General features: G+C 64.5%; 20 protein-coding genes. All 20 read left to right on the forward strand.

From position 1 onward, the window contains the following. Nucleotides 1-15: 15 nt before the first annotated feature. A complete protein-coding gene (locus ILT42_RS17825; protein ID WP_204217121.1) occupies nt 16-948 on the forward strand; it encodes a carbohydrate ABC transporter permease in 933 nt (310 codons plus the stop codon). Then, a complete protein-coding gene (locus ILT42_RS17830; RefSeq protein WP_204217123.1) occupies nt 945-1,811 on the forward strand; it encodes a carbohydrate ABC transporter permease in 867 nt (288 codons plus the stop codon). The genes ILT42_RS17825 and ILT42_RS17830 overlap by 4 nt, the downstream gene beginning before the upstream one ends. A 10-nt stretch (nt 1,812-1,821) precedes the next feature. Next, nucleotides 1,822-2,502, forward strand: coding sequence for an N-acetylmannosamine-6-phosphate 2-epimerase (locus ILT42_RS17835; RefSeq protein WP_204217124.1), 681 nt, complete (start codon nt 1,822-1,824; stop codon nt 2,500-2,502). Between the two features lie 128 nt (nt 2,503-2,630). Continuing rightward, nucleotides 2,631-3,575: a protein-methionine-sulfoxide reductase catalytic subunit MsrP gene (gene msrP / locus ILT42_RS17840; protein WP_204217126.1), complete on the forward strand. Its 945-nt coding sequence runs from the start codon at nt 2,631-2,633 to the stop codon at nt 3,573-3,575. Then, a complete protein-coding gene (gene msrQ / locus ILT42_RS17845; RefSeq protein ID WP_204217127.1) occupies nt 3,575-4,222 on the forward strand; it encodes a protein-methionine-sulfoxide reductase heme-binding subunit MsrQ in 648 nt (215 codons plus the stop codon). The genes msrP and msrQ overlap by 1 nt, the downstream gene beginning before the upstream one ends. A gap of 204 nt (nt 4,223-4,426) precedes the next feature. After that, nucleotides 4,427-5,122 (forward strand): molybdate ABC transporter permease subunit, encoded by a 696-nt coding sequence (gene modB, locus ILT42_RS17850; protein ID WP_204217128.1) that lies wholly within the window; start codon nt 4,427-4,429, stop codon nt 5,120-5,122. Beyond that, nucleotides 5,119-6,237, forward strand: coding sequence for a molybdenum ABC transporter ATP-binding protein (gene modC, locus ILT42_RS17855; protein WP_204217129.1), 1,119 nt, complete (start codon nt 5,119-5,121; stop codon nt 6,235-6,237). Before modB ends, modC begins: the two co-directional genes overlap by 4 nt. Before the next feature lie 83 nt (nt 6,238-6,320). Further along, on the forward strand, nt 6,321-7,586 hold the full coding sequence (locus ILT42_RS17860; RefSeq protein ID WP_204217130.1) for an aminopeptidase: 1,266 nt from the start codon (nt 6,321-6,323) through the stop codon (nt 7,584-7,586). A gap of 147 nt (nt 7,587-7,733) precedes the next feature. Further along, nucleotides 7,734-9,632, forward strand: coding sequence for an ABC transporter ATP-binding protein (locus ILT42_RS17865; RefSeq protein WP_204217131.1), 1,899 nt, complete (start codon nt 7,734-7,736; stop codon nt 9,630-9,632). Between the two features lie 88 nt (nt 9,633-9,720). After that, nucleotides 9,721-11,247: an ABC transporter substrate-binding protein gene (locus ILT42_RS17870; protein ID WP_204217132.1), complete on the forward strand. Its 1,527-nt coding sequence runs from the start codon at nt 9,721-9,723 to the stop codon at nt 11,245-11,247. A 36-nt stretch (nt 11,248-11,283) separates the two neighbouring features. Next, entirely contained in the window at nt 11,284-12,204 is a 921-nt protein-coding gene (locus ILT42_RS17875; protein WP_204217133.1) for an ABC transporter permease, read from the forward strand. 5 nt (nt 12,205-12,209) lie between these two features. Beyond that, a complete protein-coding gene (locus ILT42_RS17880) occupies nt 12,210-13,067 on the forward strand; it encodes an ABC transporter permease (protein WP_204217134.1) in 858 nt (285 codons plus the stop codon). After that, entirely contained in the window at nt 13,064-14,809 is a 1,746-nt protein-coding gene (locus tag ILT42_RS17885) for a M14 family zinc carboxypeptidase (RefSeq protein ID WP_204217135.1), read from the forward strand. The genes ILT42_RS17880 and ILT42_RS17885 overlap by 4 nt, the downstream gene beginning before the upstream one ends. Nucleotides 14,810-15,305: 496 nt before the next feature. Beyond that, nucleotides 15,306-16,958, forward strand: a complete 1,653-nt coding sequence (ettA, locus tag ILT42_RS17890; RefSeq protein WP_204217136.1) for an energy-dependent translational throttle protein EttA — start codon at nt 15,306-15,308, stop codon at nt 16,956-16,958. 3 nt (nt 16,959-16,961) lie between these two features. Next, nucleotides 16,962-17,651: an SDR family oxidoreductase gene (locus ILT42_RS17895; RefSeq protein ID WP_204217137.1), complete on the forward strand. Its 690-nt coding sequence runs from the start codon at nt 16,962-16,964 to the stop codon at nt 17,649-17,651. 7 nt (nt 17,652-17,658) lie between these two features. After that, entirely contained in the window at nt 17,659-18,507 is an 849-nt protein-coding gene (locus tag ILT42_RS17900; protein WP_204217138.1) for an alpha/beta fold hydrolase, read from the forward strand. 117 nt (nt 18,508-18,624) lie between these two features. Then, on the forward strand, nt 18,625-20,106 hold the full coding sequence (locus ILT42_RS17905) for an AMP nucleosidase (RefSeq protein WP_204217139.1): 1,482 nt from the start codon (nt 18,625-18,627) through the stop codon (nt 20,104-20,106). Nucleotides 20,107-20,211: 105 nt separating this feature from the next. After that, nucleotides 20,212-21,225 (forward strand): ArsR/SmtB family transcription factor, encoded by a 1,014-nt coding sequence (locus tag ILT42_RS17910; protein WP_204217140.1) that lies wholly within the window; start codon nt 20,212-20,214, stop codon nt 21,223-21,225. Further along, nucleotides 21,225-22,130, forward strand: a complete 906-nt coding sequence (gene metF / locus ILT42_RS17915; protein WP_204217141.1) for a methylenetetrahydrofolate reductase [NAD(P)H] — start codon at nt 21,225-21,227, stop codon at nt 22,128-22,130. The genes ILT42_RS17910 and metF overlap by 1 nt, the downstream gene beginning before the upstream one ends. 69 nt (nt 22,131-22,199) lie before the next feature. Further along, nucleotides 22,200-25,955, forward strand: a complete 3,756-nt coding sequence (gene metH / locus ILT42_RS17920) for a methionine synthase (protein ID WP_204217142.1) — start codon at nt 22,200-22,202, stop codon at nt 25,953-25,955. Nucleotides 25,956-25,971 lie beyond the last annotated feature (16 nt).

Raw genomic sequence — 25,971 nt, forward strand, 5'->3', positions numbered from 1 at the left:
CCTCAGGTTTTTCCCATGCCCCTGTCCGTCCAGCAATCCCGCACATGGAAGCATCGCGGTTGGGTCGCCTTCCTGGTGCTCCCGCCGATCGCCTTCATCTGCCTGTTCGTGGTCTATCCGATCCTGTCGGCCTTCGGGTATGCCTTCTACAACTGGCAAGGGCTTGCGCGGGGCGAGTTCGTGGGGCTCGCCAATTTCCGCGAGGTGCTGTTCGGCCCCACCATGGGGCCGGTGGTGTGGAACGCTTTCCTCCACAACGTACAGGCGCTCGTCGCCCTCATGATCATCCAGAACGGCGGCGGCTTCCTGCTCGCCTGGCTCTTGTACAAAGAGCCGTTCGGCTTCCGCTTCCATCGCGTCGCGGTTTTCGTGCCGGTGGTTCTGTCCACCATCATCGTGGGCTTCCTCTGGAAGCTCTTCCTCAATCCCAATTTCGGCATCGTGAACCAGGCGCTTTACAGCGTTGGGCTCGATGCGCTCGCGAAGCCCTGGCTCGGCGATTCCGCCACGGCCTTGCCGGCCCTCATCCTCGCCAATGCGTGGCACTTCATCGGGTTTCCGACGCTGGTCTATCTCGCGGGCATGCAGCGCATCCCGTCCGAGCTCATCGAGGCGGCGCGGCTCGACGGCACGAGCGAGTGGCAGCTTCTCAAGAACATCGTCTGGCCGCTGGTGGCGCCATCGACCACGATCCTGTTCACGCTGCTCTTCATCGGCGCGTTCAATTGGTTCGAGATTCCTTACGTGATGGCCGGCCTCGATGGGTCGCCCTTCGGCACCACGGACGTGCTCGGCCTCGTCTTCTACCGCACGGCGTTCGGCAACCAATCGGCCAGCATTCAGAATTTCGGGCAGGGTTCGGCGCTCGCCACCCTGCTGTTCCTGTTCATCGTCGTCTTCGCGTCGCTCCTGACCCTGTGGCTGCGCCGCCGGGAGATCCAGATTTGACGAGCGCCGCCCACTCCCGGACCGACCATGCCCAGACCAACCCGCGCGAGTTCTCCTACGCGTTCCTGATTCAGATCGTCCTGATCCTGAACTCGTTCATCATGCTCTACCCCGTGGTCGTGATGGTGCTATCCGCCTTCAAGACCACGGGCGAGATCTTCGAGCACCCCTTCGCGCTGCCCGATTTCACGCAGGTTCAGAACTTCACCCGTGTGCTCGGCGAAACCTCGATGCCGACCTATTTCGTGAACTCGATCCTGGTCACGGGCGCGTCGATCCTCCTCATCCTGGTGCTCGGCACCATGGCGGCCTACGCGGTGGCCCGCTACGAGTCGCGCACCAATACCTTCGTGCTGCTGTTCTTCCTGGCGGGCCTGATGCTGCCGCTCAAGCTCGCCATCATCCCGCTCTTCATCCTGCTGCGGGACCTTCACCTGCTCGACAGCCTCTGGAGCCTCATCGTCACGTATACCGCCATCGGGCTGCCGTCCTGCGTGTTCATCATGGCGGGGTTCCTGCGCACGCTCCCGGCCGAACTCGAGGACGCGGCGCGGATCGACGGGGCGTCGGAGCCGCGCATCATGTGGTCCGTCATGCTGCCGCTGGCCCGTCCGCCCCTGGCGATCGCGGCGATCCAGAACGCGGTGCCGATCTGGAACGACTTCTTCTTTCCGCTGGTCTTCATCCAGTCGGACGCCAACAAGACCCTGCCGCAGGGCCTGACCAGCTTCATGGGCGAGTACACCACGGATTGGGGCATGCTATTTGCCGGCCTCACCATCGCGGCCGCTCCCATCACGCTCCTTTACATCGCCCTGTCGCGCCAGTTCATCCAGGGCATGACGGCAGGCGCGGTGAAGTAGGAGAACCCCCATGCTGATCCCGAAGGGCGCGCTCGTGGTCTCCTGCCAGGCCCGGGCCGACAACCCGCTCCACGGCCCGGTCTTCATGGCCGCCATGGCGCAAGCCGCCGAGGCCGGAGGGGCGCGGGGCCTGCGGGCCAACGGCTCCGAGGACGTCGCGGCCATCCGGGCGGTCAGCCGCCTGCCCGTGATCGGCATCGCGAAGGTCTTCGACAACCGGTTCCCGGTCTACATCACGCCGAATTTCGAGGCGGCCGCATCGGTAGCGCGGGCCGGGGCGGACATCATCGGGATCGATGCGACGCCCCGCCCCCGTGACGGCGAGCCCGCCGGACATCTGATCGGCCGCATCCGGTCCGAGCTTGGCCGCGAGGTCTTCGCGGACGTCGCGCGCCTCGAGGAGGGCCGGGCGGCCGCCGCCAGCGGGGCGGGTTACGTGGCGACGACCCTTTCCGGCTACACCGACGAGACGGCGCACGCCAAAGCCTCGGGCCCCGATCTCGAGCTTCTGTCGGCCCTCGTCGACGCTCTCGACGTCCCAGTGGTGGCGGAAGGGCGGTTCGACACGCCCGATCTCGTCGCGGAGGCCTTCGCGCGGGGCGCCCATGCGGTGGTGGTCGGCACCATGATCACCAATCCCCGCGAGATCACCAAACGCTTCGCAGCCGCCGCCGCCGCGTTTTCGGCCTGACCGAGAGACCCGATGTTCCCCAAGGACAGGACTGGCGCGGCGAAACGCCTCCGCTATAACGGCAATGTGAAGGACCTCTGCGCCTTCCGAAGTGTACTCCTGTGGCCAGGCCACAACGAGGTGCCGCCATGATGATCCGCCGCCCGTCCGATGTTCTCCCGTCCGAGATCACGCCAAAAGACGTCTACTTCAACCGGCGGCATTTCATCGCCGGGGCCGCTGCCCTGGGTGTGGCGGGCGCCGCGCCCTTCGGGGCCGGGGCGGCTCCGCTCAGCGCCGCCAAAAGCCCGCTATCCACGGACGAGAAGCTCACCTCGAAGCAGGACGTCACGTCCTACAACAACTTCTACGAGTTCGGCGTCGACAAGGCTGATCCGGCCGCCAATGCCGGGACCCTCAAGACGAAGCCCTGGACGGTTCGTGTCGACGGGCTCGTGGCCAAGCCGGCCGAGTACCAGCTCGAGGATTTCATCAAGCCCTCCACCCTGGAGGAGCGGATCTACCGGATGCGCTGCGTCGAGGGCTGGTCCATGGTCATCCCATGGATCGGCTTCCCGCTGGCGGATGTGATCAAGCGTGCCGAACCGCAGAGCGGCGCCAAGTACGTCTCCTTCGAGACCCTGTACCGCCCGGAGGAGATGCGGGGCCAGAATGGCCTCCTGCCGGTGCTCGACTGGCCTTATGTGGAGGGCCTGCGGATGGATGAGGCCATGCATCCGCTCACCATCCTGGCCGTGGGTCTCTACGGCGAGACGCTGCCCAACCAGAACGGCGCGCCGATCCGCCTAGTGGTGCCGTGGAAGTACGGCTTCAAGGGCATCAAGTCGATCACGCGGATCAGCTTCACGGACAAGGAGCCCGAGACCTCCTGGAACAAGCAGGCCTCCAACGAATACGGCTTCTACGCCAACGTGAATCCCGGCGTGGACCATCCGCGCTGGTCTCAGGCCACCGAGCGCCGGATCGGGGAGGGCGGCCTCTTCGCCAAGCGCCGCGAGACCCGGCTCTTCAACGGCTACGCCGATCAGGTGGCCTCGCTCTACGCCGGCATGGACCTGCGGAAGTTTTACTGATGCCGTCCGACCGGGGGGCGGCAGGCACCCAAAAGCGCGGCATCGCGGTGCCGCGCATCCCGACCCTCCTGGTCTACATCGTCGGATTCGTGCCGGCCGTGTGGCTGTTCTATGCTGGGGTCAACGACCGGCTCGGCGCGGATCCGATGCGCTACCTGGAGCAGTCCTTGGGCCTATGGGCTCTGCGCTTCCTGATCGGGAGCCTCGCCGTCACGCCCCTGCGGCAGAGTCTTGGCATCAATCTCCTGCGCTACCGCCGGGCCATCGGATTGCTAGCCTTCTACTACGCTGCCCTCCATCTGCTGACCTATCTGGTGCTCGACCAGGGTCTCGACGGGAGCGCGATCCTGGCCGACATCCTCAAGCGTCCCTACATCACCATCGGCATGGCCACCTTCGTGATTCTGGTCCCCGTGGCGGTCACCTCCAACAACCTGTCGATCCGCAAGCTCGGCGGGCAGGTCTGGGCGCGAATCCACAAGCTCGTCTATGTCGCGGCCATCGGAGCGGCCCTGCACTTCCTGCTCGTGGTCAAATCCTGGCCCATGGAACCGCTGGTCTACACCGCCATCGTGGCCGCCCTGTTGGGCTACCGCGTCGTGAAGGCCTTCACCCGCAAGCCGTCGCCGCGCCGCCGCGCCGCTTGATGGCGGGTGAAGCTTGGCTAGGATGGCCGGCGATCGAGGGTCGAAGCAGATGAATTTGGAACTCGACGTCATGGCCGGGCCACTCCCGACCCTCCGCGTCCAGCGACGCGGGACGACGCGGATCCTCGGATCAGCGATGGGGATGACGATCGACCTCGGGATTCCACAGCCCATAGACCTGTCGATTCCCGGCGCGTCCCGTCCATGACCGACTGGCTTTCCCCCGAGGAATGGACCGCCGTGCGCCTGAGTCTGCAGGTCGCGCTCACGGCCATGTCCTTCAGCGTCGTGCCGGGCCTGCTCGTCGCGCTGGCGCTGGCGCGCGGACGGTTTTGGGGGCGGGGCCTGCTCGACGTGCTCGTCCATCTGCCGCTCATCATGCCGCCGGTCGTGACAGGTTACCTTCTGCTTCTGAGCTTCGGACGCCGTGGTCCGGTCGGCGCTTTTCTGGCCGAACATTTCGGCCTGGTGTTCTCGTTCCGCTGGACCGGCGCGGCGCTGGCCTGCGCCATCATGGGCTTTCCGCTGCTGGTGCGGGCCATCCGGTTGTCGGTCGAAGCGGTGGACCGCAGGCTGGAGGAGGCCGCCGGAACCCTCGGCGCGAATCCGGTCTGGGTGTTCTTCACGGTCACGCTCCCCCTCATTCTGCCGGGCCTCGTCGCCGGCATGGTGCTGTCCTTCGCCAAGGCCATGGGAGAGTTCGGCGCCACCATCACGTTCGTGTCCAACATCCCGGGCGAGACCCAGACCCTGCCGTCGCTGATCTACACCTTCACCCAGGTACCCGGTGGGGAGGGCGGCGCGGCGCGCCTGACGATCGTATCGATTCTGGTCTCCGTCGTCGCGCTCCTCGCCTCCGAGGGCCTCGCGGCCCGGCTGCGGCGGAGGGCGGCCGCGTGACGCTCGAGGTCGATCTCAGCCATCCGCTCGGCGCATTCCGGCTCGAGGCGCGCTTTCGCTCCGAGGGTCGGCTCACCGCTCTGTTCGGGCGCTCGGGGGCCGGCAAGACCACCCTCGTCCGCGCCATCGCGGGACTGATCCGGCCCGAGGCCGGCCGCATCGTCGTCCACGGGCGCACCCTGGTCGATACGGCCAACCGCGTCTTCGTGCCGATGCACCGACGCCGGGTTGGCGTCGTGTTCCAGGATGCGCGCCTGTTCCCGCACCTGAGTGTGCGCCGCAACCTGCTCTTCGGCCGCTGGTTCACGCCGAGGAACGCGCGCGCGGCGTCCGTCGGCCACGTCGTCGACCTGCTCGGCATCGGTCACCTCCTGGACCGCAGGCCGGCGACCCTGTCCGGCGGCGAGAGGCAGCGCGTGGCCATCGGCCGGGCCTTGCTGGCGGACCCGCAGATTCTGCTGCTCGACGAACCCCTGGCCTCGCTGGATGAGGCCCGCAAGGCCGAGATCATGCCCTATCTGGAGCGCCTGCGGGACGAGACGGGCCTTCCCATCGTGCTCGTCAGCCACTCCGTCGCCGAGATTTCGCGGCTCGCGACCGACGTCGTGGTGCTGGCGGACGGACGGGCCGTCGCCTCGGGCCCGGCCACCGAGATCCTGGGGCGCCCGAGCCTGTTCCCGGATCTGGGCCCCACCGAGGCCGGCGCTCTCATCGAGACCCGTGTTCTGTCCCATGACGATGCCTACGGCCTGACCGTCCTCCAAGCGAAGGCCGGCACCTTGACCGTCCCGCGCCTAGAGCGGCCCGTCGGGTCAGCCTTGCGGGTGCGACTGCGCGCCCGCGACATCATGCTGGCGCTTCGGGCGCCCGAGGGCCTGAGCGCCCTCAATGTACTGCCGGGCCGGGTCGTGGCGCTGGCGCAGGCCGACCGGTCCTCCATGGATGTGACGCTGGATTGCGCGGGCGATGCGGTAGTGGTTCATTTGACGCGCAAATCCGCGGATCGCCTGGGGCTCCGGCCGGAACTCCTGGTCCATGCCGTCATCAAGGGCATCGCGTTCGACGCGGATACCGTCGGGCCGACTCTTCGCAATGCGCCCGCCGGCCACATATAAAGCCTCTTCGGCGTGGGATTGCACCCGCGCCCGCCGCGTGTAGCCTGCCGCCCGACCCCTTATTCACCGATGCGAGATCCGCCATGAACGACCAGCTTAGAAACCCCACCGCAGCCACATCCCACGCGAACCGCCTCGACCGGCTCGCTCAGGTGGCCGTGCAGGTCGGGCTCGGGCTCCGGCCGGGCCAGGAAGTCATCATGACGGCGCCCGTCGAGGCCATCGCTCTCGTCCGCAAGATCACGGAGCATGCCTACAAGGCGGGCGCATCGCTTGTCACCACGATCTTCTCGGATGAGGAATCCACGCTCGCGCGCTATCGCTATGGCCGGGAGGACAGCTTCGATACGGCATCGGCTTGGCTGTACCAGGGGATGGCGGACGCCTTCAAGGCCGGGGCGGCCCGGCTCGCGGTCGTGGGAGAAGACCCATCGCTCCTGGCCGAGGAGGATCCCGAGAAGGTGTCCCGCGCCAACCGGGCTCGGTCCAAGGCCTACATGCCGGCCCTCAACCTGATCGCGGGCTTCGACACCAACTGGACCATCGTGTCGGCCGCGACGCCCGCCTGGGCCAGGACGGTGTTCCCGAACGATCCAGAGGACGTGGCGGTGGCCAAGCTCTGGGACGCCATCTTCGCGGCGTCCCGCGTCGATGCACCTGACCCGGTCGCGGAATGGCAGCGGCACAACGCCGAGCTTCAATCCCGCACCAGGATCCTGAACGAGAAGAACTACGCCGCGCTCCACTACACCGGCCCCGGCACGGATCTGCGCCTCGGCCTCGCGGACGGACACGAATGGAACGGCGGGTCGACGAAGGCGAAAAACGGCATCGTCTGCAACGCCAACATCCCCACCGAAGAGGTTTTCACCACGCCGCACAAGGACCGGGTGGACGGTTACGTGCGCAGCACCAAACCACTCTCCTACAATGGCACCCTGATCCAAGACATCGAGGTGAAGTTCGAGGCGGGCAGGATCGTCGACGCGAAAGCCCGGACCGGCGAGGAGGTTCTGAACAAGGTCCTCGACACCGACGAGGGTGCGCGCCGCCTGGGTGAGGTGGCGTTGGTGCCGTTTTCGTCGCCGATCTCGAGGAGTGGCCTCCTGTTCTTCAACACCCTCTTCGACGAGAACGCTTCGAGCCACATCGCTCTGGGCCAAGCCTACAGCAAATGCATCAGAGGTGGTGGCGATTTGACTGAAGAGGAACTGGCCGCCCGCGGCTCCAACAAGAGCCTGATCCACATCGACTGGATGATCGGCTCCGACAAGATCGACATCGACGGCATCACGGCGGACGGCCGCGCCGAGCCCTTGATGCGCAAGGGTGAGTGGGTAAATTCCTAAGATTGGATTCCCCTCATGCGAGAACCGCATGCGTGTCGGACGTCGATTGCCGGCGCTCGAGCGACCGAGGGGTTGACGCAAGGTCCACTTCTGGCGGAAGGGGACAGGTATTCAAGAGGTTCCGACCTCAAGACCGGAGAGTATCGCATGTCCGATGGACCGATTTCGACGTCGCCGTATCTGCCGCAAAAGGGCGCCGGGGCTCTTCTATCGGTTCGAGGGTTATCGGTGGAGTTCGGCACGCAGAACGGTCCCTTCAAGGCCGTGAAGGATGTATCGTTCGACGTGGAGCCGGGTAAGACCCTTGCGATCGTGGGCGAGTCGGGGTCAGGCAAGTCCGTCACGTCTCTGGCGATCATGCGCCTGACCGACTACACGGGCGGCCGGATCGTGGGAGGGGAGATCCTGTTTCGCCCGGCGGCGGGGGAGGCCATCGACCTCGCCAGGGCGTCCGACGACCGGCTGCGGCAGATCCGCGGCAAGGACATCGCGATGATCTTCCAGGAGCCGATGACATCCCTCAACCCGGTTTTTACCATCGGCAACCAGATCGCCGAGACCCTCATGCTGCATGAGGGGTTGGGTGCACGGCAGGCCCTGTCGCGAGCCAGGGATCTCTTGCAGAAGGTCCGGCTTCCCGATGCGGAGCGGCTGCTCGAGCGCTACCCGCACCAACTCTCCGGCGGCATGCGGCAGCGCGTGATGATCGCCATGGCGCTGGCATGCCGCCCGAAGCTCCTGATCGCCGACGAACCGACCACGGCCCTCGACGTGACGATTCAGGCCCAGATTCTCAACATCGTGCGCGATCTCCAGTCGGAGATGGGCACCTCCGTGATCTTCATCACCCACGACATGGGCGTGGTGGCCGAGATGGCCGACGACGTCGTGGTGATGTGGAAGGGCGAGAAGGTCGAACAGGCTCCCGTGCGCGAAATCTTCGCCGCCCCGAAGCACCCCTATACCCGCGCGCTTCTCTCCGCCGTGCCGCGCTTAGGGAGCCTGACGGGCCAATCCCTGCCCAAGCGCACGCCCGTGACCGTGATAGAGAACGGCGAGCCGAAGCTCGTCGGTGAAACACGAGAGCAGGATACGGCTCGTTACGACAAGCCGCTGCTCCAGGTCGAAAACCTCACCACCCGCTTCGACGTGGGCAAGACCTTCTTCGGGCGTGTCACCCATCGCGTGCATGCGGTGGAAGAGGTGAGTTTCGACATTTATCCCGGCGAGACCCTCGCGCTCGTGGGCGAATCCGGTTCCGGCAAGTCCACCATCGGCCGCACGCTCCAGCAGCTCGTGGAGCCTACCGGCGGCACGGTCCGCTTCGCGGGCCGCGACATGGCGGCCATGAGTTCGTCCGACCGGCGCAAGCTGCGCCAGGAAATCCAGTACATCTTCCAGGATCCCTTCGCGTCGTTGGATCCGCGCCACACGGTCGGGTACAGCATCGCCGAGCCCATCGTGGTGCATGATCTCATCCAGGGCCGCGCCTCCATCGACCGGCGGGTGCACGAATTGCTGGAGCAGGTCGGCTTGAAGCCGGAGCATGCCAAGCGCTACCCGCACGAGTTCTCCGGCGGCCAGCGCCAGCGCGTCTGCATCGCCCGCGCGCTGGCCAGTGATCCGAAGCTCATCATTGCGGATGAGTCGGTCTCGGCCCTCGACGTTTCGATCCAGGCCCAGATCGTGAACCTGCTCATGGAGCTGCAGGAGAAGCGGCATCTCTCCTATCTTTTCATTACGCACGACATGGCGGTGGTGGAGAAGATCAGCCATCGCGTGGCCGTGATGTATCTCGGCCAGATCGTGGAGATCGGCACACGCCAGGCGGTCTTCGAGAACCCACAGCATTCGTACACGCGAAAACTCTTGTCGGCGGTGCCCATCGCGGATCCGCAGCGGGAGCGCGCCAAAACCCGCATCGATGGCGAAATTCCGAGCCCGGTGCGGGCGGTGGGTCAGGAGCCCGCCATCCACCGCATGCGGGAAGTCGAGCCGGGTCACTGGGTGGCCATCGAGAGCGAGCCGCTGCAAGGCGCGGCCTGAGGCATTCGACCAGCAAAGCCTGTCCCGGCCTTGGGCCGGGGGATGGATTCATTCCTGAACAACAAAAAAGTCCCACAGGAGAGAGCACATGAGAATCTCGAGAACGTTCAAGGCGCTGGGCCTCGCGGCCGCGGTCGCCCTCGCGCCGCTGATGGCGTCGTCCGCTCAAGCCGCCGGCACCGTGACGGTGGCGCTCGCCATCGATGCGGGCAGCTGGGACCCCATCGATACGTTCATCGTGGACTGGGCCTCTGTCGGCAACAACATTTATGACGGCCTGACGTCTCGCGGACCTGACATGAAGCTCAAGCCCGGCCTCGCCACGAGCTGGGAGTTCCTGGACGACAACGCCCGCATCCGCTTCAAGTTGCGCGAGAACGTGAAGTTCCACAACGGCGAGCCCTTCAACGCGGCCGCCGTGAAATTCACCTTCGACCGTCTCCTCGGCGAGGAGGGCAAGAAGGGGCCGCAGCAGTCCAACTACAATGCCATCGACCGCGTCGAGGTCGTGGACGACAACACGGTCGATTTCGTCATGAAGCAGCCCGACCCCGTGCTCCTGACGAAGCTGGCCGGCTACGGCGCCATGATCGTGCCGCCGCAATACATCAAGGAAAAGGGCGACGAGTATTTCAACACCCATCCGGTCGGCACGGGTCCGTTCAAGTTCGTATCTTACGATCCGAAGGTGAACATTACACTCGAAGCCAATGCCGACCACTGGGGCGGCGCGCCGAAGATCGACAAGGTCGTCTACCGCATGATCGCGGAGGCCAACACGCAGGTGGCCGAGCTGCAGGCGGGTCGCATCGACATCGCGACGTTGGTGCCCTTCGGCCTCGCGCCCACCATCGAGAAGGCCCAGAACCTCAGCCTCGTGAGCATCACCGGGCCGACGGCCGTGGCGCTGCGCCTCAACACCAAGAACGGCATCACCAAGGATGTGAACGTCCGCAAGGCACTGATCATGGGTGTGGACCGCGACGCCATCATCAAGGCGGTGCTGCTCGGTCACGCCAAGCCCATCGCGAGCTTCCAGTCGGAACTGTCCTTCGGCTACGATCCCAGCCTGAAGCCGGTTCCCTTCGATCTCGCGAAGGCCAAGCAGATGCTGCAGCAGGCAGGCGTCCAGCCGGGTGCACCGCTCAAGATCGACTTCCGCGGCAACGACGCGACCTTCCGCGAGGTGGCGCAGGCAGCCGCGGGCTTCTTCCAGGCGCTGGGCCTCAAGCCCACCGTGCAGCCCTACGAGAGCCCGGTCCTGCTCAACGACATCATCCCCAACGGCAAGACCGGCGAGGCCTGGCACAACTCCTGGGGTGGCTGGACCTTCGATTACGACAACACCGCCTACCTGATGTACCATTCGGGCGAAAAGTGGAATCCCTACGACAACGATCCCAAGCTGAACGCACTGCTGGAGAAGCAGCGTACGGTTTATGACGTGAAGGAGCGCGAGAAGATTCTGCAAGAGGTCGGCCGTTACGTGGCCGATCAGGCGATGGAGATCCCGCTCTACAACCAGAACACACTCTACGGGGTGAACAAGCGCCTCAAGAACTTCGATCCGCCGTCCGACCGCCGCTTCCGCTTCACAGACGTGACCGTCGAATAACGCCGGTTCGGCCAGAAGAAAAACAAGGATCACGGCATGGCCGGTTTCATCCTCAAGCGGCTGCTGCAGGCCATCTTCGTGATCCTTGCCGTGACCCTGATCGTGTCCTTCGCGATCAGGCTCTCGGGCGACCCTGCCATCATGCTCACGGGCGCGGGCAGCGTTACCGAGAAGGACCTGGAGAACATCCGCCAGGCCTTGGGCCTCAATCGCCCCTTCCTGGTGCAGTACCTGGAATTCCTGAGCGGCATCGCGCGTGGCGATTTCGGCCGCAGCTTCATGGGCGGTACCCCGGTGTCGCTCCTGATCTCCAAGGCGCTGCCCTCGACCTTGCTGCTGGCTTTCGCCTCGCTCGCCGTCTCCATCGCGATCTCGGTGCCCCTGGGAGTGTACGCGGCGGTCAAGCGAGGGAAGTGGCCGGACCAGGTGATCCGCGTTCTCTCGCTGGTGGGCCTGTCGTTTCCGAACTTCTGGCTCGCCATCATGATGGTGCTGTTCTTCTCGATCACCCTCGGGCTTCTGCCGCCCAGCGGCATGGAAGGCCCGGAGAGCTTCATCATGCCGGCGCTCACCATGGCGATCATCCTCACGGCCACCAATGTGCGCCTGGTGCGAACCTCCATGCTGGAGACTTTGTCGCAGCAATACATCATGGTGGCGCGTTCCAAGGGCCTGAGGGATCGGGTGGTTCTCTACAAGCATGCCCTGCGCAACTCGGCGATCCCGCTCGTCACCTATATCGGCCTCCAGTTCGGCAGCCTCATCGGCGGCATCGTGATCGTGGAGCGAGTGTTCAACTGGCCCGGCATGGGCACGCTCGCCTTCGACGCCATCTCGGCGCGCGATTATCCGGTGCTTCAAGGGTCCATCACGGTGCTGGCGCTCTTCATCGTTCTCATCAACCTCGTGGTCGACATCGCCTATGGGCTGATCGATCCGCGCATCCGCACGGAGTGAAGGCCATGGCTGCGGCACAGGCCGTCCCGTCCAGCCGCCGGCGTTTCCGTTCCATGGAATTCGTCATCGGCCTCCTGTTCGCCGGAACCATGACTCTGGCGGTCCTGTTCTCGGGCTTCCTGTTTCCCGACGGCGGCGAGAGCATGGACCTTATGGCTCGTCTCGTGCCGCCCTTCACGGATCCGGCCCATATCCTCGGCACCGATCCGCTCGGCCGCGACGTGCTGGCGCGGGTGGTCGTCGGCGGCCGAATATCGCTCATGGTCGGCGTGCTGTCAGTGCTGGGCGCCGTAGTGGTGGGCACGCTGGTAGGGCTTGTGGCAGGCTATTACCGCGGCGTCGCCGAGGTCTTTTTGATGCGCTTCGCGGACGTGCAGCTCGCGCTGCCCTTCATCCTGCTGGCGATCATGTTCCTGGCGATCCTGGGAACGGGCATCGACAAAATCATCTTCTTCATGATCGTGGCCCAGTGGGTGCAGTATGCCCGCCTCGTGCGCGGCTCCGTTTTGGCTCTGCGCGACCGGGAGTTCATCCTATCGGCCCGCGCGATCGGCGTCGGCAACGGGCGCATCATCTTCCACCACATCCTGCCCAACGTGCTCGGTCCCATCGTCATCCTGATGACCTTGAATGTGGCCACCAATATCCTCCTGGAGAGCAGCCTGACCTTCCTGGGGCTTGGCGTCGACCCGCTCATTCCGAGTTGGGGCGGCATGCTGGCGGACGGTCGCACCTATCTGCAGTCGGCCTGGTGGGTGAGCGTCTTCCCAGGGCTCGCCATCATGGTCACGGTGCTCGGTCTCAACCTTCTCGGGGACTGGCTGCGCGATCTCCTCGATCCGTTGGGACAGACGAACAAATGACGATTATCCTGGACGCGCGCATCCCCCGCACTCTCGACACCATCCTGCGCTCCTACGGCACGGGTGACTGGCACGGGGCCGTGCTGCAGGCCTGGCTGTTCGAGGATCAGCAAGCACGGCGCGACGCTGAAATCCACCTCGCGCGGGCGGGCGTTCGTGCTCGCCTGCACAGCGCCTACAAGCCGCTGGTGCATGCCTTCTTGGAGGAAATCCCCACGAACGGCCTCACACGGGCCGTCATCCGGTATCCGGTGCATCCTGAGGCCAAGCCTCTCCGGTTCGTGTCCGAGGCCTATCCGCTGGTGGCGCTTCTCGACGGCGTGGACGTCAGGTTCGAGCCGGGCGCGGCCGACATGACGTATTACGTCACGGCCGAATACGCGAACGGCGCCACGGCTCGTTACGACATCTTCGCGCCCAATCGCTTGCGCGAGAACCATCTCGGCGAAACCGACCTGACGCCCACCGGCTGGCTGAAGGTGTCCGAAGCGCCGAACGGCGAGAACACCGATGCGGCAACCGAGACAGAACATGAGACCGTGTTCCATCGCGTCATGGAAACGCTCATGCTTCACGGCTGGCCCGAAACCGAGCCTTATGCGGAGACAATCGCCATCGATGTCGCAATCGCGGGCATCGAGCGCCCGCTCGCCTATGGCGACGAGGTGATGAGCACCCGCGAGGCCCTGCACGAGGACTTCTATTTCTCGCTGCTCGAATTCTTCAAGCATAAGTCCGGCCGCCCGCCGGAGGATCGGGATCTGAAGCCGGGTCAGATCGTGCCGGACATCCGGTCAGGGGAGGGCGATGCCCTGGTGCGCGTGACCCTTCGCCCCTTTGGCCACCCGCAGGATCCGGAGCGGCCCGAGCAGAACCTGGATACCGCCGATGCCGCACCGAGCCTGACACAACTCTATCGCGAACTCGACGCGCTTCCCGGCGAGGATTTCGGCTGCACGTCCTGCGAGGGGAGGGCCGTACGGGGCAAGTATCGTGCAGGCTCGCGGCCTGCGGTCCTCGTCACGGCGGGCCAGCATCCCAACGAGGTCTCGGCCCCGGTCGGCGCCTTGCGGGCCGTGCGCCGTCTCCTCGACGACGCGGAGACGAACATCGCGGTCATCCCGGTGGAGAACCCGGACGGCTATGCGCTGCACGGCAAGCTCTGCGAGGCCAACCCGCGCCATATGCACCACGCGGCGCGCTATACCTCGCTCGGCAGCGATGTCGAATACAATCCTGAGATCGAGAAGGTTGCGCGGATCAAGATTCTAGAAACCTCCGCCGCGAAGCTGCACGTGAACCTGCACGGCTACCCGGCCCACGAGTGGACGCGTCCCTTCACGGGCTATCTGCCGCGCGGATTTGAGCTGTGGACGATCCCCAAGGGTTTCTTCCTCGTCATGCGCCATCACGCGGATTGGAAAGTCCAGGCGAGGGCGCTCGTCGAGTCCGTCACGAAGCGTCTCTCGGCCGTTCCCGGATTGCCTGAGTTCAACCGCCGCCAGATCGAAATCTGCTCCCTCCACACGGGCGGCACGCCCTACGAGATCGTCAACGACGTTCCGTGTCTCTTCACCGAGACCGACCAGCATCCCGTGCCGATGACCCTCATCACGGAGTTCCCCGACGAGACCATCTACGGCGAGCCCTACCGCTTCGCCCATACGGCGCAGATGACGACGGTGCTGGCCGCCGAGGAGGCGCTGTTCGGACTCGTGGGAAAGGGAGGGGCGGTCACCTAACACTCACACAGGCGCTTGATAGCGTGCTTTCACCGCTCGGATGGCAACCTTCGATCGGTTCGGGCTCGGTGGATGCGCGAAGGGGGCTCTCAGCCGGATTGCGCCAACAGAGACACGGCTCTCAGTCAATACTTTCTGTTTTTATTCCTATGATGCTTTTGGCTAACGGGTGTGCCTGATATGAGCCCGTGAGGCCACCTGTCACAAGACACGCTTGCGAGCGCTCGCAGGCCGGTCGGCTGAGCGGTCGCGGATGGCGCTTCCGCAAGGTCTCATACTGGGGGCGCTGCCGGCACAGGGCACAGCGACCCGAGGGTTAGCCGACTTCCCCCAGGAGCTTCAACCCTGGATCGCCACCCCAGCGCAGAGCGCGGGAGGCGCCGTCATGCCTTGGTCGCAGGGCCCGGAGACGGGCGGATCCCTTGCCCCGCCTGCCTCCTCCTGCTAACCCACCCGCAACTCATTCATCATCAAACCTTCAGCAGGACGTCAGCCCTTGTCCCGTCAATTCATCTATCACATGCGCGGCCTCACCAAGGCCTACCCCAACGGCAAGAAGGTCTTGGACAACGTTCACCTGTCCTTCTACCCGGACGCCAAGATCGGCGTGCTGGGCGTCAACGGCGCCGGCAAGTCGACCCTGCTGCGGATCATGGCCGGAATCGACAAGGACTGGAACGGCGAAGGTTGGGTGGCCGAAGGCGCCCGGGTTGGCTACCTGCCCCAGGAGCCCCAACTCGACAACACCAAGACCGTTCGCGAGAACGTTATGGAGGGCGTGGCCGCCAAGAAAGCGATCCTCGACCGCTACAACGAGCTCGCCATGAACTACTCGGACGAGACCGCCGACGAGATGACGGTTCTCCAGGATGAGATCGAGGCGAAAGGCCTCTGGGATCTCGATTCCCAGGTCGACCAGGCCATGGACGCCCTGCGCTGCCCGCCGGACGACTGGGCCGTGGACAAGCTCTCGGGCGGCGAGCGCCGCCGCGTGGCGCTCTGCAAGCTGCTCCTGGAGCAGCCGGAATTGCTGCTCCTCGACGAGCCCACCAACCACCTGGACGCCGAGACCACCGCGTGGCTCGAAGGGCATCTGCGCTCCTATCCGGGCGCGATCCTGATCGTGACCCACGACCGCTACTTCCTGGACAACGTGACGGGTTGGATTCTCGAACTCGACCGGGGCCGGGGCATTCCCTACGAGGGCAACTATTCGTCCTGGCTCGAGCAGAAGCAGAAGCGCCTCGAGCAGGAGGGCCGCGAGGACGAGGCGCACAAGCGCACCATCGAGCGTGAGCGCGAGTGGGTTCAAGCATCGCCCAAGGCCCGTCAGGCCAAGTCCAAGGCCCGTATCCAGCGCTACGAAGATCTCGTCGCCAAGGCGTCCGAAAAGGGCCCGACCACGGCGCAGATCATCATCCCCATCGCTGAGCGCCTGGGGAACAACGTCATCGAGTTCGACGGCCTCCAGAAGGCTTTCGGCGACAAGCTGCTCATCGACGGCCTGTCATTCAAGCTGCCGCCCGGCGGCATCGTGGGCATCATCGGCCCGAACGGCGCCGGTAAGACGACCCTGTTCCGCATGATCACGGGGCAGGAGCAGCCGGACGAGGGCTCGATCACGATCGGCGAAAGCGTGAAGCTCGGCTACGTCGACCAGAGCCGCGACTCGCTCGACGCGAACAAAACGCTCTATGAGGAGATCTCGGGCGGCAACGAGATCCTTTATCTCGGCAAGCGCGAGATCAACGCCCGCGCCTATTGCGGAGCGTTCAACTTCAAGGGCGGCGACCAGCAGAAGAAGGTCGGCGTGCTCTCCGGCGGCGAACGTAACCGCGTGCACCTCGCCAAGATCCTGAAGTCGGGCTCGAACGTGCTGCTCCTCGACGAGCCCACCAACGACCTCGACGTGGACACGCTGCGGGCGCTCGAAGAGGCGCTGGAGGATTACGCGGGCTGCGCCGTGATCATCTCGCACGATCGCTGGTTCCTGGACCGCATCGCCACCCACATCCTCGCCTTCGAGGGCGACAGCCATGTGGAATGGTTCGAGGGCAACTTCGCCGATTACGAGGAGGACAAGAAGCGCCGCCTCGGCACTGATTCCACGATCCCGCATCGGATCAAGTACAAGAAGTTCGCCCGGTAAGACATGGCGAAGACCTTTCTGATCACGGGTGCCGGTCGCGGCATTGGAGCGGAGATCACCCGCGTCCTTCTCGGGCGCGGGGATCGGGTCATCGCGACCTTGCGTGACACCTCCGCTGTTCCGCAGGATTGGGGCAAGGACATCGATGCAGGACGATTGACCCTGGTTCCGCTTGATGTGCGCGACGGGGCATCCATCGTCGCAGCGGCGCGCATGATCGACGAGCCCGTGCATGCGTTGATCAACAATGCAGGCATCATCGGGCCGAGGAGCCCGTCGACTCTCGACGTGGATTTCGACGGGTTTCTCGAAACGCTTGCGGTCAACACCCTTGGACCTTTGCGCATGGTGCAAGCCTTCCTGCCGCACCTGCGGCGGGCGGGTGGAGCCAAGATCGTCACTCTGACGAGCCGCATGGGATCCATGTCCCACGCCAAATCCGACCGCATCGCTTACCGAGCCTCAAAGGCTGCCGCGAACAAGATCGTGCAGGGCTTGGCGACGGATCTACTGGATGAGGGCATCATCTCCGTGGCGATGCATCCGGGTTGGGTGCGTACCGATATGGGTGGGACAGGCGCCGACATCGCGGTCGAGGAAAGCGCGGCGGGCATTGTCCGTGTCATCGATGGGCTGACTCTTGCCGAGACAGGCAGTTTCATCAATTATGATGGCAGTCGCTTGCCGTTCTGAGCACATCATGGCCTCTGCCATCGACGCAACGCCTGTCCGAAGCGTCCTCGTGGATGAGGATGCATTTCCGTGCCTCGACATCGGCGAGGGCGAGCCCGTTCTCTTTCTGCATGGAGCGGTCGGAGACCTGCGCACGTGGGAGCGCCAGTGCGAGGCGCTTTCGGATCGCTATCGTTGCATGGCCTATACGCAGCGCTGGTTCGGGCCAGTGCCTTGGCGCCCGAATGGCCCGCCTTTCGGCACGACCGCGCATGCAGGCGATCTGATTGCATTTGTCGAGGCAGTCGGCGCCGGTCCGGTCTCCCTCGTGGCGTGGTCCTATGCCGGCCATGTGGCGTTCGAGGCAGCCTTGGCGCACCCCGATCTGTTCCAGCGCATCCTTGTCTTCGAACCCGGCGTACCGACCTATGTGGAGGATCCCGCCGAGCGGGCCGCGTTCGGGGTGGAGGCCAGGCAGGCGTTCGGTCCCGTCAGCGCCGCCTTGGCGGCGGGCGACCTCCGAGAGGCGGTGCGTCGCCTCATCGATGCGTCCGGAGGTGAGGGCAGCTTCGATGGGCAGGCGGCCTCGTGCAGCGCCATCGAGATCGACAACGCCCACACCCTCCCCATGCTCTTCGGCCAGACTCCGCCGAGAGCCATTACGGCGGTCGACCTCGCCACCCTGGCGGTTCCAGTCTCCATCGCCTGGGGCGCCCGAACGCGGCCGATCTACCGGATCCCCTCGCAGGCCGCAGCCCGCGCTATCGGAGGCGCGGCCCATTGGGAAATCCCGGAGGCCGGTCACCTCTGGCCCGACCATGAACCCGAGGCATTCGCGGCCTTCGTCGGCGCCTGGCTCGAGGAGCCCCGACATTGAGGTCTTGACGATCTGTCGGGGTCCTCTTTTTCCGCCTTGGGAGGCAATGGGGTTGGGTTTGTCGCAAAATCCGTGTAAACCCCTTGAGGCACTGAACCAAAAGAAAGAAATTCAACAGTGCCTGACGATCGCATCTCTCATTTTCATACCGTCGCCACACCACAGGAAGCCGTCGAGCGTCTGATCCGGCTCCACGAGACCGCCATCGAGGCGCAGCGCCACGCGCTGGAGCATTTCTTCGCCACCGGCGAGGCCCCATCGCCTTCGGAGCGCCCACGCTTCCGGTATCCTGAGCTCCGAGTCATCTACAGGGCGACGGCCATGCCGCCGGTCAAGCAGAGGGCCTATGCCAAGCTGCAGGGGCCAGGCGTCTTCACCACGACCGTCACTCAGCCTGCGGCGTTCAAAAACTATCTTCTGGAGCAGCTCAACCACCTTGTGGCAGATTACGGAGTCCAGATCGAGGTTGGCCTGAGCGATCAGGAGATCCCGTATCCTTATGTGTTCGAGCGGGGCGACGAACTTGGGCGCGGCGCGCATTCCGCAGCGGAATTGGCTCAGCATTTTCCAACCCCGCTGCTGGCCAAGGTTGGCGACGAGATCGCGGACGGCACCTGGGTCTTCAACGAGAACGCTCCACGGCCCCTGGCGCTGTTCGATGCCGCCCGGGTGGACTATTCGCTCCGCCGACTGGTCCATTACACGGGCACGGACTGGCAGACGATCCAGCCCTGGATCCTGCTGACCAATTATCACCGGTATGTGGATCAGTTCGTGCGTTGGGCCATTGGCGAGCTGAGCCAGGCTGATTCCCCCTACGAGCGCTTGGTTCTTCCGGGTGGCATCGCCATCGAGCGCGGGCTCGACGCGGAAACAGCCGCCGAACTGGTCACGTCCTCGCCCTGGCACAGGTTCCAGATGCCAGCCTACCACCTCGTCCGCAAAGACGGGCAGGGCGGTGTCACCCTGGTCAATATCGGCGTCGGGCCTTCCAATGCCAAGAACATCACCGACCACCTGGCGGTCCTGCGGCCCCATTGCTGGCTCATGGTCGGTCACTGCGGCGGCTTACGCCAGTCGCAGACCATCGGCGACTACGTGCTGGCCCACGGCTATCTGCGCCGGGACAAGATCCTGGACGATGCCGTGCCGCCGGAGATCCCGGTTCCGGCGCTGGCCGAAGTCCAGGTGGCCCTCCAGGAAGCGGCCGCAGGCGTGACGGGAGAGCGGGGCGAAGAACTCAAGCGGCGATTGCGCACCGGCACGGTCGTGACCTATGACGACCGGAACTGGGAGTTGCGCTGGAGCCAGGAACGGCGGCAGATCAACCTGTCCCGCGCCATTGCGGTGGACATGGAAAGCGGCACGATCGCGGCCCAGGGCTATCGGCTCCGAGTTCCCTACGGAACGCTTCTTTGCGTCTCCGACAAGCCGCTTCACGGGGAAATCAAGCTTCCGGGCGCCGCGAATGCCTTTTACGAGCGGGCGGTCAGCGAACATCTCATGATCGGATTGGCGGCCATCGATATCCTGCGCGGTCAGAGGTCGTCCCTGCATTCCCGCAAACTGCGTAGCTTCGACGAGCCCCCATTCCGGTGATTTCGAACGCGGCCTTGTCGCAGATGATTTTCCAAGGGATCTGCTTGCTGCCGTCCAATAAATCGGATATAAACATATCTTTATATGTAGCAGCGTACGTTGGACATGGCAGACATACCGGCGCCTTCCCTGGACTTGGCTCTCGGCACCCTCAGGGCGGCCGCCGAGGAGACGCGGCTGCGAATCCTCGCGCTGCTGACCGTCGGCGAGTTGTCCGTATCCGACCTCACGGACATTCTCGGCCAGTCCCAGCCCCGAATCTCCCGTCACCTGAAGCTGTTGGTCGAAGCCGGGCTCGTGGAGCGCCACCGGGAAGGAGCCTGGGCCTTCTTTCGGCTGACGGACCATAACCCCGCCGCCGGCCTTCTGCGACCGATGCTGGACGGCCTCGATGATCGGGATCAGCGCCTCGTCGACGACAGGGCCCGCCTCGATGCGGTTCGGGCCCAGCGCTCGCAGGCCGCCCAAGCGTTCTTTTCCCGGCTCGCCTCCGATTGGGACCGGGTGCGCTCCCTTCACGCGCCGGAAGCGGTTGTCGAAGCTGCCGTCCTCGACATTCTGGGCGACAGGCCGATCCGAAATCTGCTCGATCTCGGGACGGGCACGGGGCGGATGCTGCAGCTTTTGGCCCCGGGCGCGTCCCGGGTCGTTGGCCTCGACGCCAGCCATGCCATGCTGTCGGTCGCCCGCGCCAATCTCGAAAAGGCAGGCTTGTCGCGCATCGAGCTGCGCCAGGGCGATATCTACGCGCCGCCATTCCCGCGCGACACCTTCGACCTCGTGATCGTGCATCAGGTCCTGCACTATCTTGACGATCCGGCTCGCGCCCTGCGGGAGGCAGCTCGTCTCGTGGCACCCGGCGGACGCATTCTCGTGGTCGACTTCGCCCCCCATCGCCTCGAATTTCTGCGCGAGACGCAGGCCCACCGGCGTCTCGGCTTTGCCGCAGATCAGGTCGCGTCCTGGTTCGGGGAGGCGGGGCTCGACTGCACGCTGACCAAGAATATCGCTCCGCCCAGCAGGGGCGAGGACCAACTCACCGTCTCCCTCTGGCTCGGCCAGGATCGACGCGTCATGACCGATTGGCCCCTGGCCCAAGCCGACAGAGAGGTTGCCTGATGTCTCCCCATACCTTCCGCCCGAGCCGGCAGGGCCATGATCCCATCAAGGTCTCGTTCGAGTTCTTTCCACCGAAGACGGCTGAGATGGAAGCGACCCTTTGGTCGTCCATCGAGCGGCTGGCGCCTCTCGGCCCACAATTCGTTTCCGGCACCTACGGAGCAGGCGGATCGACCCGCGAGCGCACACACTCCACCGTGTCGCGTCTCGTGAAGGAGACCCATCTCAAGCCCGCCGCGCACTTGACCTGCGTGGCCGCCACGCGGGGCGAGGTGAACGACGTCGTCCGGTCGTACTGGGATGCGGGCGTGCGCCACATCGTGGCCCTGCGCGGCGATCCCATAGCGGGCATCGGCACCGTCTACGAGCCTCACCCCGGCGGATATGACCAGACATGCGATCTCGTGGCGGGCATCAAGGCCATCGGCGATTTTGAGGTCTCGGTTTCGGCCTATCCAGAGAAGCATCCTGAAGCGTCCTCATTCGATGCGGACATCGACGCCCTCAAGGCCAAAGTCGATGCCGGCGCGGACCGCGCGATCACGCAATTCTTTTTCGATAACGACATCTATCTGCGCTACTTGGACAAGGTGCGCGCCAAGGGCATCGACATTCCGATCGTGCCCGGCATCGTGCCGGTGCAGAACTTTAAGCAGACAGCCAATTTCGCCGCCAAGACCGGCGCCAGCGTCCCGTCCTGGCTGGCCGCGCGGTTCGACGGTCTCGACCACGACGTCGAGACCCGTAAGCTCGTCGCCGCCGCCGTGGCGGCCGAACAGGTTCTCGACCTCGTCGACCGGGGCGTGCACGAGTTTCACTTCTACACCATGAACCGGGCCGATCTGGTCTATGCGATCTGCCACCTGCTGGGCTTGCGCGATCAAAGCCAGAAGGCCGCCGCGTAGTCCCACACGCCTGCGCCCCGTGAGACATTGTTGACCGGCTTCAACCGGTCATGCCGAAAGAAGAACAAGATGACCGCCTACCAACCTGCTCCCGCCGATGGCATTGATGTCCTGAAAGCCCTGCGCGAGGCCGCCTCGCGGCGCATCCTCGTGCTCGACGGCGCGATGGGGACGGAACTCCAGAACTCCAAGTTCACGGAAGAACAGTTCCGGGGCGAGCGGTTCAAGGATTGGAAGCAGGACGTCAAGGGCAACAACGATCTCCTCATCCTGACGCAGCCCGACGCCGTACGCGACGTGCACCTCGATTACTTCCGTGCCGGTGCCGACATCGTCGAGACGAACACCTTCTCCGGTACGTCCATCGCCCAGGCCGATTACGGCATGGAAGAAATTGTCTATGATTTGAATTTCCACGGCGCACGCTTGGCCAAGGAGGCCGCAGTAATCGCCGAGAAGGAAGACGGTCGCCGTCGTTTCGTGGCAGGCGCCATCGGGCCGACGAACCGCACGCTCTCCATCTCACCGGACGTGAACAATCCCGGATACCGTGCCGTGAGCTTCGACGAGGTGCGGGACGCCTATGCGGAACAGGTGAGAGGATTGATCGACGGCGGATCCGACATCATCCTCATCGAGACGATCTTCGACACCTTGAACGCAAAGGCCGCCATCGTGGCGACGCATCAGGTGTTCGAGGAAAAGGGCGTCAAGCTCCCGGTCATGATTTCCGGCACGATCACCGACCTGTCGGGACGCACCCTGTCGGGCCAGACTCCGACGGCGTTCTGGCACTCCGTTCGGCACGCCGAGCCCTTCTCCATCGGCCTCAATTGCGCGCTCGGAGCCCGCGAGATGCGGGCGCATATCCAGGAGATCGGCAAGGTTGCCGATACCCTGGTTTGCGCTTATCCGAACGCGGGCCTTCCGAACGAGTTCGGCCTCTATGACGAGAGCCCGGAGGCGACGGCGCGCATGCTCGCGGAGTTCGCCGATTCCGGTCTCGTCAACGTGGTGGGCGGCTGCTGCGGCACGACGCCGGATCACATCCGGGCCATCGCCAAAGCGGTCGAAGGCAAGACGCCCCGGGCCTTGCCGGAATTGACGCCTCAGATGCGGCTTGCTGGCCTCGAGCCATTCACGCTAACCTCGGACATCCCGTTCGTGAATGTGGGCGAGCGCACGAACGTCACGGGCTCGGCGAAATTCCGCAAGCTCATCACCAATGGCGACTACGCGGCCGCTCTCGATGTAGCGCGGGATCAGGTGATCGCCGGCGCAACCATCATCGACATCAACATGGACGAGGGCCTTCTCGATTCCGAGAAGGCGATGGTGGAGTTCCTCAATCTCGTCGCGTCGGAGCCGGACATCGCCCGCGTCCCGGTCATGGTCGACTCGTCCAAGTTCCACGTCATCGAGGCGGGCCTGAAGTGCATCCAGGGCAAGCCCATCGTGAACTCGATCTCCATGAAGGAGGGCGTCGAGGCGTTCATTCAGCAGGCGAAGATCTGCCGCGCCTATGGGGCGGCCGTTGTCGTGATGGCCTTCGACGAAGTCGGTCAGGCCGACACGCAAGCGCGTAAGGTCGAAATCTGTACCCGCGCTTACAAGATTCTGACCGAAGAAGTGGGCTTCCCGCCGGAGGATATCATCTTCGACCCGAACGTGTTCGCGGTCGCGACCGGCATCGAGGAGCATAATGGCTACGGCGTCGACTTCATCGAGGCCACCCGGACCATCCGCGAGACATTGCCCTACGCCCATATTTCGGGTGGCGTTTCCAACCTGTCCTTCTCGTTCCGCGGCAACGAGCCTGTGCGCGAGGCCATGCACTCCGTTTTCCTTTATCATGCCATCAAGGTCGGCATGGATATGGGAATCGTGAACGCAGGCCAGCTGGCGGTCTATGAACAGATCGATTCCGAGCTGCGGGAATTGTGCGAGGATGTGGTTCTCAACCATCGCGACGACGCGACCGAGCGTCTGTTGGATGCCGCCCCACGCTTCAAGGGCGACGGGGCAGGTGCCGCCAGGGTAGTGGATCTCGAGTGGAGAACGTGGCCTGTCGAGAAGCGGCTGGAACATGCGCTCGTCAACGGCATCACCGAATTCATCGAGCAGGATACGGAGGAGGCGCGTCTCAGCGTCGAGCGTCCGCTCCACGTGATCGAAGGTCCTCTCATGGGCGGCATGAACGTGGTGGGCGATCTCTTCGGCGCGGGCAAGATGTTCCTGCCGCAGGTGGTAAAATCGGCCCGCGTCATGAAGCAGGCCGTGGCCTATCTCATGCCGTTCATGGAGGCCGAGAAGGCAGCGTCCGGCAGTCTCGAACGTTCCATTGCCGGGAAGGTCCTGATGGCGACCGTCAAGGGCGACGTGCACGATATCGGCAAGAATATCGTCGGCGTGGTCCTGGCCTGCAACAATTACGAGGTCATAGACCTCGGCGTCATGGTACCGGCCCAGAAGATCCTAGAGACGGCCCGCAAGGAGAACGTCGACATCATCGGGTTGTCGGGCCTCATCACGCCTTCTCTCGACGAGATGGTGAACGTGGCGGCCGAGATGGAGCGCGAGGGATTCGAGATTCCGCTGCTCATCGGCGGCGCTACGACGAGTCGCGTCCACACGGCCGTGAAGATCCATCCGAACTACAACAAGGGCCAAGCCGTCTACGTCACGGATGCCAGCCGCGCCGTCGGCGTCGTGTCCTCGCTGCTGTCACCCGACATGAAAGCAGGCTACGTCGAGACCGTCCAGCAGGAGTACAAGAAGGTCGCTGACGCGCACGCGCGCTCGGAAGCCGACAAGCAGCGCATCTCCATCGAGAAGGCACGTGCCAACAGCTTCAAGCCCAACTGGTCGAACTACCAGCCGCCCAAGCCGAGCTTCACCGGCGCCCGTGTGTTCCGCAGCTACGATGTGGGAGAGCTTGTGCCCTATATCGATTGGACGCCGTTCTTCCAGACCTGGGAGCTGAAGGGCCGCTTCCCCAACATCCTCGAGGACGAAAAGCAGGGTGAGGCCGCGCGTCAACTCTACGAGGATGCGCAGGTCATGCTGAAGCAACTCGTGGATGAGCGATGGTTCAACCCGAAGGCCGTCATCGGCTTCTGGCCCGCGAACACGGTGGGCGACGACATCCGCCTTTACACGGGCGAGAGCCGGACCGAGACGCTCGCGACCTTCCACGGCCTGCGCCAGCAGCTCACGAAGCGCGACGGCAAGCCTCACATGTGCTTGTCCGACTTCGTTGCACCCGCCACGAGCGGCAAGGCCGATTATGTCGGCGCTTTCGTGGTGACCTCGGGCATCGAGGAAGTTCGCATCGCCGAGAAATTCGAGCGCGCGAACGACGACTATCGCTCGATCATGGTCAAGGCCTTGGCCGACCGCCTGGCCGAAGCTTTCGCGGAGCGCATGCACCAGCGCGTCCGGAAGGAGTTCTGGGGCTATGGCGCCGATGAGACCTTCAGCAACGAGGACCTGATCCGCGAGGAGTACCAGGGCATCCGCCCGGCCCCGGGCTATCCCGCGCAGCCCGACCATACCGAGAAGGAGACGCTGTTCCGCCTGCTCAATGCGGAACGCGCCATCGGCGTGACCCTGACCGAGTCTTACGCCATGTGGCCAGGCTCGTCCGTGTCCGGCCTCTACCTCTCGCATCCGGACGCCTATTACTTCGGCGTCGCCAAGGTGGAGCGCGATCAGGTGGAAGATTATGCGGCACGCAAGGGCATGAGCATCGTCGAGGTCGAACGCTGGCTCTCGCCGATCCTCAATTACGATCCGGTGTCGTACAACGTCATCGCGGCGGAGTAGGGTGCCGTTCAATACC

Origin of the sequence: Microvirga pudoricolor (assembly GCF_016892705.1) — a bacterium.
In the GTDB taxonomy this organism is placed as follows: Bacteria; Pseudomonadota; Alphaproteobacteria; order Rhizobiales; family Beijerinckiaceae; genus Microvirga; species Microvirga pudoricolor.

Coding starts and splice junctions, on each gene's coding strand:
- ILT42_RS17825 (WP_204217121.1), top strand. CDS start 16: ATGCCCCTGTCCGTCCAGCAATCCCGCACATGGAAGCATCGCGGTTGG.
- ILT42_RS17835 (WP_204217124.1), top strand. CDS start 1,822: ATGCTGATCCCGAAGGGCGCGCTCGTGGTCTCCTGCCAGGCCCGGGCC.
- msrP (WP_204217126.1), top strand. CDS start 2,631: ATGATGATCCGCCGCCCGTCCGATGTTCTCCCGTCCGAGATCACGCCA.
- msrQ (WP_204217127.1), top strand. CDS start 3,575: ATGCCGTCCGACCGGGGGGCGGCAGGCACCCAAAAGCGCGGCATCGCG.
- modB (WP_204217128.1), top strand. CDS start 4,427: ATGACCGACTGGCTTTCCCCCGAGGAATGGACCGCCGTGCGCCTGAGT.
- ILT42_RS17860 (WP_204217130.1), top strand. CDS start 6,321: ATGAACGACCAGCTTAGAAACCCCACCGCAGCCACATCCCACGCGAAC.
- ILT42_RS17865 (WP_204217131.1), top strand. CDS start 7,734: ATGTCCGATGGACCGATTTCGACGTCGCCGTATCTGCCGCAAAAGGGC.
- ILT42_RS17870 (WP_204217132.1), top strand. CDS start 9,721: ATGAGAATCTCGAGAACGTTCAAGGCGCTGGGCCTCGCGGCCGCGGTC.
- ILT42_RS17875 (WP_204217133.1), top strand. CDS start 11,284: ATGGCCGGTTTCATCCTCAAGCGGCTGCTGCAGGCCATCTTCGTGATC.
- ILT42_RS17880 (WP_204217134.1), top strand. CDS start 12,210: ATGGCTGCGGCACAGGCCGTCCCGTCCAGCCGCCGGCGTTTCCGTTCC.
- ILT42_RS17885 (WP_204217135.1), top strand. CDS start 13,064: ATGACGATTATCCTGGACGCGCGCATCCCCCGCACTCTCGACACCATC.
- ILT42_RS17895 (WP_204217137.1), top strand. CDS start 16,962: ATGGCGAAGACCTTTCTGATCACGGGTGCCGGTCGCGGCATTGGAGCG.
- ILT42_RS17900 (WP_204217138.1), top strand. CDS start 17,659: ATGGCCTCTGCCATCGACGCAACGCCTGTCCGAAGCGTCCTCGTGGAT.
- ILT42_RS17910 (WP_204217140.1), top strand. CDS start 20,212: ATGGCAGACATACCGGCGCCTTCCCTGGACTTGGCTCTCGGCACCCTC.
- metF (WP_204217141.1), top strand. CDS start 21,225: ATGTCTCCCCATACCTTCCGCCCGAGCCGGCAGGGCCATGATCCCATC.
- metH (WP_204217142.1), top strand. CDS start 22,200: ATGACCGCCTACCAACCTGCTCCCGCCGATGGCATTGATGTCCTGAAA.